We start from the raw sequence: 13,961 nt of genomic DNA, 5'->3' as shown, positions 1-13,961 counted from the left end.
GGTCCGGTGGCGGCCCGGCAGCACAGACTTGCCGTGACCGCCTGTATCGCACCCGCACCATCTGCGTCCGGCGGCCATTAGCAGCTATTGCACGTCGCAAGCATGTGCAGGACGAGCCTGCTTGGTGCGAGCCAAGCAAGTGAAGATACGGTGCGCAGGCAGCGCTGGATGCGCACCTGCCCATGCCGGGTTCACTGCCGGTGGCCTAGGCTTGCCGGATGACACAACTGCATTTTGATAACCGCCTGCGCCAGCAGCTGCCTGGCGATCCGGAAGAGGGGGCGCGCCGGCGCGAGGTGCGCGCCGCCTGGTCGGCAGTACTGCCGACGCCAGTCGCCGCCCCGTACCTGATTGCGTATTCGGCCGAGATGGCGCACGTGCTGGGCCTGGACGACGCTGAGATCGCCAGTGCGCACTTTGCCGAGGTCTTCGGTGGCAATGTGCTGGATCCGGGCATGCAGCCCTGGGCGGTCAACTATGGTGGGCACCAGTTCGGGCATTGGGCCGGCCAGCTTGGCGACGGGCGGGCGATTTCGCTGGGCGAGGCGATCGGCATCGATGGCGGGCGCTACGAATTGCAGCTCAAGGGTGCCGGCCCCACGCCTTACTCGCGCGGCTCCGATGGGCGTGCCGTCTTGCGTTCGTCGATCCGTGAATTTCTGTGCAGCGAGGCGATGCATCATCTGGGCGTGCCGACGACGCGCGCCTTGAGTCTGGTCGGCACCGGCGACGCGGTGGTGCGCGACATGTTCTACGACGGCCGGCCGCAGCGCGAGCCGGGCGCGATCGTGTGTCGGGTGGCGCCCTCGTTTGTTCGCTTCGGCAACTTCGAATTGCCCAGCGCGCGCGGCGATACGGCACTGCTGCAGCAGTGGGTGGATTTCACCATTGCACGCGATTTCCCGGAGTTGGACGGCGCCGGCGAGGCGCTCTACGCCAACTGGTTCGCGCAGGTGTGCGAGCGCACCGCGGTGATGGTGGCGCACTGGATGCGGGTCGGCTTTGTGCATGGGGTGATGAATACCGACAACATGTCGATCCTGGGGTTGACCATCGATTACGGCCCGTATGGGTGGGTGGACGACTACGACCCGGACTGGACGCCCAACACCACCGACGCGCAGGGACGTCGCTACCGTTTCGGGACCCAGCCGCAGGTGGCGTACTGGAACCTGGGCCGGCTTGCCCAGTCTCTGGCGCCGTTGTTCGCCGACCAGGCGCCGCTGCAGCTGCAGCTGGGGCTGGATCGCTTCCGTGACACTTATCTGGCGTGCGACCGGCGCGACACCGCCGCCAAGCTGGGGCTGGCCGAGTGCCGCGACGAGGATTTGCAGCTGATCGATGCGCTGCGTGCGCTGATGCGCGAATCCGAGATGGACATGACGCTGACCTTCCGCGGCCTGATCGACCTGTCGCCCGAACATCCGGACCCGGCACAGCTGCGCGATGCGTTCTACGACGAAGACAAGCGCGTGGCGGATGCGCCGCAATTGCGGGACTGGTTGCAGCGCTATGCCGCACGCCTGCAACAGGATGCGCTGACGCCGGACGAGCGCCGCGCGCGGATGCGCCTGGCCAATCCGCGCTATGTGTTGCGCAATTATCTTGCGCAGCAGGCAATCGACCAGGCCGAGCAGGGCGACCCGTCCGGGGTGCAGGAGTTGCTGGAGGTCATGCGCCGCCCGTACGACGATCAGCCCGGGCGTGACGCATTCGCTGCGCGGCGACCGGAGTGGGCGCGCGACCGCGCCGGGTGTTCGATGCTGTCGTGCAGTTCCTGACGCGCTCAGCTGCAGGTATGCCGTAAAGGCGACGTCAACGGCTTGCGCAGCCTAGAATAGGCCTGTCCCCACCGGCCACGACGCCACAACCACCATGACTGACTGCAGCCGCTGCGCCGGCACCAACGCTTCCGGACCCAACCATTGGTCGGAGCGGATCCGCGACATTGTCGATTTCCCCAAGCCGGGCATCGTCTTCAAGGACATCACGCCGCTGCTGTCCGATGGACCGGATTTCGCTTCCGCGCTGGATGAGATGGCGCAGCCGTGGCGGACCACGCCGCTGGACGCGGTGCTCGGGATCGAGGCGCGTGGTTTCATTCTGGGTGCCGCGCTGGCGCGCGAATTGCGGACCGGCTTCGTGCCGGTGCGCAAGCCGGGCAAGCTGCCGGGGCGCACGCTGATCCAGGAATACGCGTTGGAATACGGGACCGATCGCATCGAAATGCACGAAGACGCGTTGCCGCGTGGCGCGCGCGTGCTGATCGTCGACGACGTGCTGGCCACCGGCGGCACGCTGCGTGCGGCGCTGGGCCTGGCTGCCCAGCTGGAACTGGAAATTGTCGGTGCAGCGGTGCTGGTGGAGTTGCAGGCACTGCAGGGCCGCCAGAAATGGGCCGACGACGTGCCGCTGCTGGCGACGCTGTCTTACTGAGTCGCGTCTTGCGGCGAGCCCGGGCGCATGGAAGTGCGCGCGTCCAGGAGCGCTCCTGCCGAGACGCATGCGGCCGGCGGTATGCCGGCCGCGTTGTGTTCAGAGCCTGCCGACCCGGAACCGGCGTCCCTTGATCTTGCCTGCGTGCAGATGCGCCAGCGCCTTGGCGACCTGAGCGTTAGCGATGGCGACATAGGAGCGGGTGGGGTAGATGGCAATCTTGCCAATCGCCGCGCCCGACAGCCCGGCCTCGCCGGTCAATGCACCGAGGATGTCGCCGGCACGCAGCTTGTCGGTCTTGCCGCCGTCGATGCGCAAGGTGGTCATCGCCGCCTGCGGCAGCTGCGCCGGGCGCGCAGTGGCCAACGGCGCACGCGACCATTTCAACGGCTGGCCTTGTTCGGCTTCCAATGCCTGCGCGCGCCCGGTCTCGCGTGAGGCCACCAGGCTGAGCGCCAAACCGCGCTTGCCTGCCCGCGCGGTACGGCCGATGCGATGACGATAGGTTTCGGTGTCGGTAGGCAACTCGTAATTGACCACTGCCGACAGGTCTTCCACGTCCAGCCCGCGTGCGGCCACATCGCTGGCCACCAGCACATTGCAGCTGCGATTGACGAAGCGCACCAGCACTTCGTCGCGGTCGCGCTGCTCCATGTCGCCATGCAGCGCGAGCGCGGAAAAGCCGAACTCCTGCAGCGAGCCGGCCACCTCGTCCACTTCCTTGCGGGTATTGCAGAACACCACGCTGGATTCGGGATTGAAGCGCAGCAGCAGGCCGGCGACGGCTTTCTGCCGATAGGTCGGGTCGACTTCGAAGAACTGCTGGTCGATTTCCGGCGCGTTGTCGGCGCCTTCGACGGTGATTTCGACCGGGTCTTTCAGGATCTCGCGCGCCAGCGTGCGGATGATGTCGGGGAAGGTGGCCGAAAACAGCAGGCTCTGGCGATGCTTGTCGCAGCGGCTGGCGATCTCGCGGATGGGTTCTTCGAAGCCCATGTCGAGCATGCGGTCGGCTTCGTCCAGCACCAGCGTGCGCACGCCGCCCAGGTGCAGGGCGCGCTTGCGCGCCAGTTCCTGGATGCGGCCGGGCGTACCGACCACCACTTGCGGGTCGTGCGCTTCCAGCGAGGCCAGTTGCGGGCCCAGCGGCATGCCGCCGGTGAGCACCACCAGCTTCATGTTGGGGATGCCGGTGGCCAGTTTGCGCAGCTGCTTGCCGACCTGGTCGGCAAGCTCGCGGGTGGGGCAGAGCACCAGCGCCTGCGCGCGGGTCAGCGCCGGGTCGAGCTTTTGCAGCAGGCCCAGCCCGAACGCGGCGGTCTTGCCGCTACCGGTCGGCGCCTGGGCGATGACATCAAGTCCCTGCAGGATCGGCGGCAGGCTCTGCGCCTGGATGGGAGTAAGGACGGTGTAGCCAAGGGCGTCGATGCCGGGGGCCAGGGCCGGCGACAGCGGCAGCGCGGAAAATTCGTTCATGGCGCATTTTAGCCCGGGATTGGCAATTGGTGATTCGGGATTGGTCACGGCAACGGCGCGCGCTGCTGCCAATCCCGAATCCCCAATCACCAATCCCGTACAATTGCGCCATGCCTTTAATCACTCTGCAAAGCGTCGACTACAGCGTCGGCGGCCCCTTGTTGCTGGAAAAAACCGACCTCACGATCGAGCCGGGCGAGCGTATCGCCCTGATCGGCCGCAACGGCGCCGGCAAATCGACCTTGATGAAACTGATCGCCGGCGAGCTCAAGCCCGACGACGGCGAAGTGCGCGTGCAGCAAGGCGTGCGCATCGCGCGGCTGGAGCAGGAGGTGCCGCAGGGCACCGGCGGCAGCGTGTTCGACGTGGTGGCCGACGGCCTGGGCGAGTTGGGCCATTGGCTGGCCGAATTCCATCAGCTCAGCCATGCCGAGGTGTTCGATGGCGAAGCGTTCGGCAAGGTGCAGGCCAAGATCGACGCGGCCGATGGGTGGGCACTGGATCAGCGCGTCACCGAGACGCTGACCAAGCTGGAACTGGACGGCGATGCGGAGTTTGCGCGACTGTCCGGCGGTATGAAGCGGCGCGTATTGCTGGCGCGCTCGCTGGTGTCTTCGCCGGATGTGCTGCTGCTGGACGAACCGACCAATCACCTGGATATCGAAGCGATCGACTGGCTGGAGTCGTTCCTGAAAGGCTGGAGCGGCAGCGTGCTGTTCGTCACCCATGACCGGCGCTTCCTGCGTGCGTTGGCGACGCGCATCGTCGAAATCGACCGCGGCCAGGTCACCAGCTGGCCGGGCGACTGGGCCAATTACGAGCGGCGTCGCGAAGAGCGGCTCAATGCGCAGGCGCAGGAAAATGCGCGCTTCGACAAGATGCTGGCGCAGGAAGAGGTCTGGATCCGCCAGGGCATCAAGGCGCGGCGTACCCGCGACGAAGGCCGTGTGCGACGTCTGGAGTCGATGCGCAACGAGCGCGTGCAGCGCCGCGACCTGACCGGCAACGTGCGCATGGAAGTCTCGCAGGGCGAGTCGTCCGGCAAGAAGGTGATCGAAGCCAAGGACGTCGGCTTTGCGTTCGGCGCACGCACGATGGTCAAGGGTTTTTCCACCATCATCCAGCGGGGCGACCGCATCGGGCTGATCGGCCCCAACGGCAGCGGCAAGACCACCTTGCTCAAGCTGTTGCTGGGCGACCTGCAGGCGCAGCAGGGCGAGATCCGCATCGGCACCAATCTGCAGATTGCGTATTTCGACCAATACCGCTCGACGCTGCGCGAAGACTGGAGCGCGATCGAGAACGTGGCCGAAGGCCGCGATTTCCTCGAAATCAATGGCAAGCGCAAGCATGTACATGCCTATCTGCAGGATTTTCTGTTCACGCCCGAGCGTGCGCGCGCACCGATCACGCGGCTGTCCGGCGGCGAGCGCAATCGCCTGCTGCTGGCGCGGCTGTTCGCTCAGCCCTCCAACCTGCTGGTGATGGACGAACCGACCAACGACCTGGATGTGGAAACGCTGGAGTTGCTGGAAGAATTGCTGGGCGACTACACCGGCACCTTGTTGCTGGTCAGCCATGACCGCGACTTCCTCGACAACGTGGTGACCTCCACGCTGGTGATGGAAGGCGATGGCCTGATTGGCGATTACGTCGGCGGCTACAGCGATTCGTTGCGTCAGCGCCGCACGCCGGCCAGCAATGCGATGGCCGTGGCCAAGGCCTCGGCGACGGCTGCAGTGGCCACGCCCGTGGCAGCCGCAGCGACGCCGGCGGAGGCGCCCAAGCGCAAGCTCAGCTACAAGGATGCCCGCCAGCTGGAACAGCTGCCGGCCCTGATCGAGACGCTGGAACAGCAGGTGGCCGCGCTCACCGCGGCGATGAACGAGCCGAGCTTTTATCAGCGCGACAGTGCGGCGATGGCCACCCACACCGCAGCGTTGGGCGATGCGCAGAAGCAGCTGGATGCGGCGTATGCGCGCTGGAGCGAGCTGGAATAGCCGGCCCGTATGCCGGCACGCTGTTGCGTGCTGGCCAGTGGGCGGCTAACGCAAGGTGGCGAGCAGTTGGTTCGCGCAGGCCTCAGCGTGTGAAGCGGGGGCGCTGTTGGATGACGCGCGTTTACACGACGCGATGGCCAGGCCCACGTAGCAACGCCGAGTCGGCCTACTCAGTCGCAGGCGCTGGCCGGTGCCACGAAGGCCACAAAGGTGAGCCCGCGCGTTGCCCAGCTGGTTGCGGCCTCGTCGAGAATATCCAGCAAACTGTCGCGGTCATTCGGTGCCGCCTGCGCCAATGCCTCGGCACCGTCGATCAGTAATGCGTAGCCGCGCGGCGAGGGCAGCCATGCCAGATCGCGCAATGCATCGCTGAGCGCGTCCCAGTTGCGGCCGAAGCTGGCAGGGAAATCCAGTTGCGTGGCCAGACGCATCAGCAACATGCGTTTATCGCTGCAGCTGGCCAGATCCACACGCAGAATGCGCAAGCCGGCGTCGCGCGCCAGCGCCGCCATGGTGTCCAGGTCGTCGGTATCGGCTTGATACACGCCCGACTGCTGCGGGTCGGACAGGTCCAATGCGAAGTCGCCCGCGCTCATGGTGCCTGGTCCGGGGTCGGGCCATCGAAGGCTTTGAAGCTCTGATAATGATCGTCGCTGTAGTACCAGGCGTCGGGCGGAGTGCCGCCGGTAACGATGCGGCGCGCGCCGCGATCCTGGCTGCCGGGCGTATCGACGGTGTATTCGCGGTAATGGCCGCGCGGGCGCTCGGGCAAGCGATGCTCGCGGTTGCCGAACACGCTGCCGTCCTGCGCATGTGGAAACGGGCCGCCACGCTGGATCAGCACGATGGTCGCCATCGCCTCGATCGGCAGAAACGCCGGCAGGCGCGGCACCTCACGCGTCGGTGCGGTTGCGGCGATCGGTGCGTTGATTTGCGGCGCGAACTGCGGCTTGGGCGTCTGCATCGCGCGCATGCCCCATAAGCCGGCAACCAGCAACACGATGGCAACGATCAGCAAAGCGGGCTTGCGCATGAAGACGGTCCGAAGAATATGTGCGGCAGAGCAAGTATGCCGGTGCGCGTCTGTGTCGACTTTGAACGCGGCCAGGTGCTGGCGCGGTTCACGCCCAAGTAACCGGGGCATGGTGCAAGGTGTGCAGCCAACAGCGCGGCATGCGATGGGATGAAGTTTCCCTGCCAGCACCCTTGGTAAGCGCCGCCGCCGTCCTTACCATCTACCCCGCAACGCCCGGTCTTCGCCGGGCGGCAAGTCCAGGAGACACGCATGGCTTACACCCTTCCGCAGCTGCCCTACGCCTACGACGCGCTGGAACCGAACATCGATGCGCAGACGATGGAAATCCATCACACCAAGCATCATCAGACCTACATCAACAACGTCAATGCGGCGCTGGAAGGGACTGAGTACGCCGACCTGCCGATCGAAGAGCTGGTGTCCAAACTGAAGAGCCTGCCGGAAAACCTGCAGGGCCCGGTGCGCAATAACGGCGGCGGCCACGCCAACCATTCGTTGTTCTGGACGGTGCTGTCGCCCAACGGTGGCGGCGAGCCCAAGGGCGAGGTCGCCAAGGCGATCGACAAGGACATCGGTGGGTTCGAGAAGTTCAAGGAAGCCTTCACCAAGGCGGCCGTCAGCCGTTTCGGCTCGGGCTGGGCATGGTTGAGCGTGACCCCGGACAAGAAGCTGGTGGTGGAAAGCACCGCCAACCAGGACAGCCCGCTGTTCGAAGGCAACACCCCGATCCTGGGCCTGGACGTGTGGGAACACGCGTACTACCTGAAGTACCAGAACCGTCGCCCGGAATACATCGGCGCGTTCTACAACGCCGTGAACTGGGAAGAAGTCGAGCGCCGCTACCACGCCGCGATCGCCTGACGTTCTGAGTTAATGCGGTAACGCAAGAAGGCCGGGAGCGATCCCGGCCTTCTTCGTGTGTGCGGTCTACGTCGTAGCAGCGACCTCGGTCGCGATGGGTATTGCCGTGGAAAGCGCCATCGCGCGCAAACGCGCTCCTACCGCAACCGAAGCGGCGTCGATCAGAACTTGGCGTCGAACTCGCGCGCGTAGCCGGTGTTGACGATGACCTTCTGCAGCGCGTCGCTGATCTTGATGTTGCCGGCCACGATCTGCTGGGTTTCCGGGCCCATGTTGTCCATGCGCGGCGGGGTGGCGCCCTTGTAGTCGCAGACCCGGCCACCGGCCTCGCGCACCAGCAACACGCCGGCGGCGATGTCCCAGGCTTTGACGCCGGCTTCGAAGTAGGCATCGGCACGGCCGCAGGCCACATAGGCCAGGTCCAGCGCCGCCGAGCCGGTGCGGCGCACGTCTTCGGCCTGCACCAGCAACGCATCCACGCACTTGAGCTGCGCACTGGCGCGCGCACGTTCGCGCGGCGGGAAGCCGGTGTGGACCATGGCGCCTTCCAGATCCTTGCGTTCTGCAATACGGATGCGGCGGTCGTTGAGCACCGCGCCGGCACCGCGGCTGGCAGTGAACAGCTCATTGCGCAGCGGGTCGAAGATCACCGCATCGGTGGGTTCGCCGTTTTCCACCAGTGCGATCGACACGCAGTAATGCGGGAAGCCGCGCAGATAGTTGCTGGTGCCGTCGAGCGGATCGATCACCCAGGTGTAGCGGCCACTCTTGCCGCCCTGCACGCCGCCTTCTTCGCCGAACACGGCGTACTCGGGGTAGCCGCGCTTGAGTTCCTTGATGATGACCTTCTCGGCATCGGCATCGACTTCGCTGGCGTAGTCCATGCGGCCTTTCTGCACCACGTTGAGCGCATCGAGCTTGTTGATGCCGCGCAACAGCACATTGCCGGCGAGGCGGGCTGCTTTGACCATGACGGTGACGGCGGGTTTCTGCATGGTTAAAGCTCCCGTGAAGGCAGAACGGACAATGGCGAAGGTAAAAGAGCGGTCCGGCGCGAAAGCCGGCCGCGCAGTTTACCATCTACGGCCGACCAGCTCCCCAATCTCCGTTCATGTCCGTCAGTCAGCGCATCCGTTTTGTTCTTGTCGGTACCCAGCATCCAGGCAACATCGGCGCCGCCGCGCGTGCGATGAAGACCATGGGTGTCTCGCGTCTGGTGCTGGTGGCGCCCGAGCGCGCGCTGGACGAAGACGCCTACCGGCGCTCGGCCGGCGCCGAAGACGTGCTTGGTGATGCGCCGATCTTCGCGACGCTGGGCGAGGCGGTGGCCGATTGCAGGTTGGTCATTGGCTGCACCGCGCGTGCGCGGCGGGTGGCGCTGGAAGAATTGCTGCCGGACGAAGGCGCGCAGCGCGCCCTGACCAAGGCGAGCGAGCCGGCCGAAGTGGCCTTCGTATTCGGCCGCGAGCGCACCGGGCTGACCAACGACGAATTGCAGCTTTGCCATGCCGCGGTACATATCCCGTCCGACCCGCAGTTCAGTTCACTCAATCTGGCCGCCGCCGTGCAGGTATTGGCGTACGAAGTGCGGCTGGCGCAGTTGGCCGCAGGCGAGGCCGAACCGGCACCTGCGGCGGCCAGTGCCGGCTTGCGCGATGGCCCGGCCAGCCATGCGCAACTGGAAGGCATGTTCGGCCAGTTGGGCGACACCCTGGACGAGATCGACTTCCACAAGGGCCGTGCGCCGGAGTCGGCGATGCGCAAGTTGCGCCGGCTATTGCTGCGCGCGGACATGACCGAGCAGGAGGTACGCCTGATCCGCGGCATCCTGTCGGACGCGCAGCGCATGGCCATGCTCGCCAGGCAGGCCGGAAACTGACGTCTGTCACATCTTCACAGATTCGGCTAGGCTGTCCGCGGCTCTAGGGGAGTGTCCGTTTTGCGCGGTCTACGATGGTGTCTGATTGCCTGCTGGTTGTTGGCCGGGGCAGGCTTGGCCGTGACGGCTGCGGCAGCGCCCTCCTCGGTGTTGGTACTTGGGCGGATCAGCGATGACCCCGCCACACATTACAATCAACTCAAACCGCTGCTGGACTATGTGGTGCCGCGCATGCACGAGGTGGGCATCCGTCGTGGCGAGATCCTGATGGCGCCGGATGCGGGCCAGATGTCCAGCTATCTTCGGCGTGGCAGGGTCGACTGGGTCAGCGAAACCACCGGGGCGGCGATGCTGCTGGGGCAGCGCGGCAGCGCCCACCCGCTGCTGATGACCGAACGTGGCGGCCTGCGCGACTTCCATACGCTGTTCTTCGTGCGCCGCGACAGCCCGATCCAGTCGTTTGGGCAGTTGCGCGGCCACACCCTGGCGCTGCAGAACGCCTCGTCCACCAGCGGCTATCTGTTGCCGATGCTCGAGCTGCTGCGCAATGGCATCGCGTGCGATGTGCTGCTGTCGGCGGACGACACCCCGGTGAGCGGTTCGGTCGGCTATCTGATGGTCGGATCCAAATTGAATGTTGCGGCGTTCGTGCACAAGCAGCTGATCGATGTGGGCGCGCTCAGCAACGTGGATTGGGACGACGAGCGGCATCTGCCGCCGGTGTTCAAGCGCGACTTCCGCATCGTGCACCGCACCGCGCCGGTGCCGCGCGCGGTGGAAATGGTGCGTGCGGGGATGGAACCGGCGGTGGAGCAGCGGTTGCGCGTGGTGCTGCTGCAGGCGGCTTCCGATCCCAAGGCAGGCCCGGCATTGAAACGTTTCTTCGACACCACCGGGTTCCATGCGCTGGATGCGACGAGCCGCCGGCGTCTGCAGGAGTTGAGCGCGGGCGTGCAACGCGTCAGGGATCATGTGGAATGACTCAGGTGCGCTTCGGCTTGCAGGCACGCTTTTTGTTGGTGATGACGCTGACGCTGCTGCTGGTCGGCGCGATTCTGGCCTCGCTGCTGCAGCGGCAGAGCGCGATGCAGCGCGAAGTGCGCGGCTTGAGCGCGCAGATCCTGCACGAATTGTTCGATCGCAGCCTGCGCACGCGTGGCGAGACCCTGGCAACCGAGCTGGCCTCCGGGCTGGCCAATCCGCTGTACTACTCGGACCTGGGCGCGGTAGGCGCGCTGGTGCGCAATGCCTCGCGCCAGCAGGTGGTGAGCTATGTGCTGGTGTTCGACCGCCGCGGCCGGCTGGTGCACGACGGCACGCCCACCTTGCGGCGTTACGGCCAGGCCATGACCGACCCGCTGGCGGCCAAGGCGGTGAACGCGCAGGCCTTGCTGCTGCAATCCTCGCCCGAGGTGCTGGATGTCACGGTGCCGATCACGATCGGCGACCAACGCATCGGCGGCGTGCGCGTGGGCATGTCGCGCGAGCGGGTGCGCAAGATCGAGTCCAGCGCCAATCTGACCCTGGTGCAGAACCTCAATGCGATCGGCAAGCGCGATCTGGGCTGGTTGCTGGTGCTGCTGGCCGCGTTGTTGGCGCTGGGCGTTCTGCTGGCGATCTATGTGCAGCGCACGCTGGTGGCGCCGGTGCGGCTGCTGGCGGCTGCGGCGCGGCAAATCGAGCGCGGCGACTACGCCGTACGATTGCCACCGCATCCGCGCAACGACGAAATCGGCGAGCTGATTTCCGCATTCGGGCGGATGAGCGAAAGCATCGCCCGGCACGACCGCGAAGTGCGGCATATGGCCTACACCGATGCCTTGACCGGGCTGACCAACCGGCTCGGCTTCCGCGAAGGGTTGGATCACCTGCTCAACACCGCGCGCAGCACCGACAGCAAGCTGGCCTTGCTGTTCGCCGATATCGACGACTTCAAACGCGTCAACGACACCCTTGGCCACGAAGCCGGCGACGAAGCCTTGCTGCAGTTCGCCAGCCGCATCAGCCGCGCGGTTGCGGCGCTGGGCGGCGACGATGCGATCCTGGCGCGCTTCGGCGGCGATGAGTTCGTGATCCTGTTGCAAAGCGGTGATGTCAGCCTGCTGGCTGCGCAGCTGGCCGACCGCCTGGTGCACGAACTGAGCCGGCCGTTGAACGTGCAGGGCCGCGAGGTGTTCCTGGGCACCTCGATCGGCATCACGCTGTTCCCCGACGATGCGCGCGACGCCACCGCGCTGCTGAAGAACGGCGACATCGCGATGTACCAGGCCAAGGTCGCCGGCAAGAATTGCCACCGCTTCTACAGCCGCGCCGCCGACCATGCGGTCGAACGTCGCGTGCATATGGAACACGAGTTGCGCGGTGCCTGGGAGCGCGACGAGCTGCGCCTGGTCTATCAGCCGATCTACCGCACCAGCGACCGCGTGCTGGTGGGCGTGGAGGTGCTGCTGCGCTGGCAGCATCCGGCGCTGGGCACGATTGCGCCATCCACCTTCATCGATATTGCCGAGCAGAGCGGGTTGATCGAAGTGATTGGCCCCAAGGTGTTGCGCGCGGCCTGCCTGGAAGCGGCGCAGTGGCCGGCGGTGGGCGAAGGCCTGTTCATTTCGGTCAACGTGTCGCCGCGGCAACTACGCAGCGGCGACCTGATCGACACCGTGGCCGAATGCCTGGCCGAGTCCGGCCTGCCGGCCGCGCGGCTGCATCTGGAGCTCACGGAGACGGCAGTGATCGGCGACGAAATGATGGCCGCCAGCCTGCTCGACCAGCTGCACCGCACCGGCGTAAAGGTGTGGCTGGACGACTTCGGTACCGGTTTCTCCGGCCTGAGCCACCTGCGCCAGGTGCCGGTGGACGGGGTCAAGATCGACAAGAGTTTCATTGCCGACCTGCAGCGCGACCCCGACGATCTGGCGCTGACCACTGCGATCATCAACATGGCCCATTCGTTGGGAATCACGGTCGTGGCCGAGGGCATCGAGCAGGAAGCGCAGTTCAACCTGCTGCGCGAGCGCGGCTGCGACCTGGGGCAGGGCTACTGGTTCAGCCGCCCGTTGAGCCCGGCGGACATGGTCAAGCTGATCGCGGCGGGGTGAGTGCGTGCATACGTCGCTTTAACGTGCCGCACCGCTGCGCGTAGGAGCGCCCTCGGGCGCGATGGAGCATTACCGGTAAGGCTGCATCACGCCCAAGGGCGCTCCTACAGTGCACGTGAGCGCCGATGGCGGTGACGATTACAGCGGCCGCTTGCCGGTATCGCCGGGGATTTCGCGCACCAGGCGTGGGACCAGATAGCCGGACAGGCGTGTGGCCAGTTCGGTATGCAGGGCGCGTGCGCGGGCATCGACCACTTCGAAATGCGCCACGCCGGCCACGCGGTCGAGCTGATGCAGGTAATACGGCAGCACGCCGGCAGCAAAGCTGCGCTCGCTCAATGCCGCCAGTGCGTCCACGCTGTCGTTGACGCCGCGCAGCAGCACGGCCTGGTTGAGCAGGTGCGCCCCGGTGTCGCGTAGCGCGTGCATGGCTGCGTCCACGGCGGCGTCGAATTCGTTGGCATGGTTGGCATGCAGCACGAAGGCCACCGGCCAGGGCAGGCTGCGCAGCCAGGCCAGCAGCAGCGCATCCACCCGCTCGGGCAGCACGATCGGCAGGCGGCTGTGGATGCGCAGGCGTTTGAGATGCGGGATCGCTGCCAGCGCGTCGGTGAGTTCAGCCAGCTTGGGCGTGGCCAGCGAGAGCGGGTCGCCACCGGAGAGCAGCACTTCGTCGATGCCGGGGTCGGCCGCGATCGCGGCCACCGCCTCGCGCCAGCCATCGCGCGCAGCGGTTTCTTCTGCATACGGGAAGTGCCGGCGGAAGCAGTAGCGGCAATGCACCGCACAGCTGCCGGTGGCGATCAGCAGGGCGCGGCCGCGGTATTTCTGGATCACCCCGGCGGCGGTCCTGGCGGCGGCATCGCCCACCGCGTCCAGCCCGAAGCCCGGCACCGGCTGCAGTTCCGCATCCAGCGGCAGCACCTGACGCAGCAACGGGTCGTGCAGGTCGCCACGGCGCATCCGCGCCACGAACGCGCGCGGCACCCGCAACGGAAACTGTGCAGCGGCGGCATCGCTGATTGCCGCAGCCTGCGCATCCAGGCCCAGCAGCGCCAGCAGTACGCGCGGGTCGCGCACGGCGTCGCGCCACTGCTGCTGCCAGCGCGAGGGCTGCAGGGCAGGGGGCGGAGATGGCTGTAAGGCGAGGGGGGCTGCGGTTATCATGTGCGGTCACA

At 66.3% G+C, this 13,961-nt stretch carries 12 protein-coding genes; 7 read left to right on the top strand and 5 right to left on the bottom strand.

Annotated elements, in window-relative coordinates:
• Positions 1-218 precede the first annotated feature (218 nt).
• Entirely contained in the window at positions 219-1,781 is a 1,563-nt protein-coding gene (locus M3O59_RS11665; RefSeq protein ID WP_116904949.1) for a protein adenylyltransferase SelO, read from the top strand.
• A 94-nt stretch (positions 1,782-1,875) separates the two neighbouring features.
• The gene (locus M3O59_RS11660; protein ID WP_010372726.1) at positions 1,876-2,436 is read left to right on the top strand and encodes an adenine phosphoribosyltransferase; all 561 of its coding nucleotides are present in this window, start codon (positions 1,876-1,878) and stop codon (positions 2,434-2,436) included.
• 99 nt (positions 2,437-2,535) lie between these two features.
• Here the strand turns inward: M3O59_RS11660 and dbpA are convergent, their stop codons facing one another.
• Positions 2,536-3,912, bottom strand: a complete 1,377-nt coding sequence (gene dbpA, locus M3O59_RS11655) for an ATP-dependent RNA helicase DbpA (RefSeq protein WP_064633334.1) — start codon at positions 3,910-3,912, stop codon at positions 2,536-2,538.
• A 110-nt stretch (positions 3,913-4,022) separates the two neighbouring features.
• Between dbpA and M3O59_RS11650 the strand changes: the two genes are divergently transcribed.
• The gene (locus M3O59_RS11650; protein ID WP_116904948.1) at positions 4,023-5,912 is read left to right on the top strand and encodes an ATP-binding cassette domain-containing protein; all 1,890 of its coding nucleotides are present in this window, start codon (positions 4,023-4,025) and stop codon (positions 5,910-5,912) included.
• A gap of 170 nt (positions 5,913-6,082) precedes the next feature.
• Here the strand turns inward: M3O59_RS11650 and M3O59_RS11645 are convergent, their stop codons facing one another.
• Both M3O59_RS11645 and M3O59_RS11640 read right to left on the bottom strand, forming a co-directional pair.
• The gene (locus M3O59_RS11645) at positions 6,083-6,508 is read right to left on the bottom strand and encodes a barstar family protein (protein WP_116904947.1); all 426 of its coding nucleotides are present in this window, start codon (positions 6,506-6,508) and stop codon (positions 6,083-6,085) included.
• Complete coding sequence (locus M3O59_RS11640) at positions 6,505-6,945, bottom strand: guanyl-specific ribonuclease (RefSeq protein ID WP_116904946.1); 441 nt, start codon at positions 6,943-6,945, stop codon at positions 6,505-6,507. The genes M3O59_RS11645 and M3O59_RS11640 overlap by 4 nt, the downstream gene beginning before the upstream one ends.
• 252 nt (positions 6,946-7,197) lie before the next feature.
• On the opposite strand from M3O59_RS11640, the gene M3O59_RS11635 reads away from it, so the two are divergent.
• A complete protein-coding gene (locus tag M3O59_RS11635) occupies positions 7,198-7,809 on the top strand; it encodes a superoxide dismutase (protein WP_011259314.1) in 612 nt (203 codons plus the stop codon).
• Positions 7,810-7,970: 161 nt separating this feature from the next.
• On the opposite strand, the gene M3O59_RS11630 is transcribed toward M3O59_RS11635, so the two are convergent.
• The gene (locus tag M3O59_RS11630; protein ID WP_005913068.1) at positions 7,971-8,804 is read right to left on the bottom strand and encodes an inositol monophosphatase family protein; all 834 of its coding nucleotides are present in this window, start codon (positions 8,802-8,804) and stop codon (positions 7,971-7,973) included.
• Between the two features lie 116 nt (positions 8,805-8,920).
• Between M3O59_RS11630 and M3O59_RS11625 the strand changes: the two genes are divergently transcribed.
• The 3 genes from M3O59_RS11625 to M3O59_RS11615 are packed head-to-tail and all read left to right on the top strand — an operon-like array spanning position 8,921 to position 12,783.
• A complete protein-coding gene (locus M3O59_RS11625; protein WP_116904945.1) occupies positions 8,921-9,688 on the top strand; it encodes an RNA methyltransferase in 768 nt (255 codons plus the stop codon).
• Positions 9,689-9,739: 51 nt separating this feature from the next.
• Positions 9,740-10,669 carry a phosphate/phosphite/phosphonate ABC transporter substrate-binding protein gene (locus M3O59_RS11620; protein ID WP_064633347.1) on the top strand — a complete coding sequence of 310 codons (930 nt, stop codon included), beginning with the start codon at positions 9,740-9,742 and terminating at the stop codon, positions 10,667-10,669.
• Entirely contained in the window at positions 10,666-12,783 is a 2,118-nt protein-coding gene (locus M3O59_RS11615; protein WP_064633349.1) for a putative bifunctional diguanylate cyclase/phosphodiesterase, read from the top strand. Before M3O59_RS11620 ends, M3O59_RS11615 begins: the two co-directional genes overlap by 4 nt.
• A gap of 138 nt (positions 12,784-12,921) precedes the next feature.
• Here the strand turns inward: M3O59_RS11615 and epmB are convergent, their stop codons facing one another.
• Positions 12,922-13,950: an EF-P beta-lysylation protein EpmB gene (gene epmB, locus M3O59_RS11610; RefSeq protein ID WP_116904944.1), complete on the bottom strand. Its 1,029-nt coding sequence runs from the start codon at positions 13,948-13,950 to the stop codon at positions 12,922-12,924.
• Positions 13,951-13,961 lie beyond the last annotated feature (11 nt).

This window comes from Xanthomonas nasturtii (assembly GCF_023337365.3).
Taxonomy (GTDB): domain Bacteria; phylum Pseudomonadota; class Gammaproteobacteria; order Xanthomonadales; family Xanthomonadaceae; genus Xanthomonas; species Xanthomonas nasturtii.
Note: the sequence above shows the minus strand (reverse complement) of the source record. Positions and strands in the feature narration are given on the sequence as shown.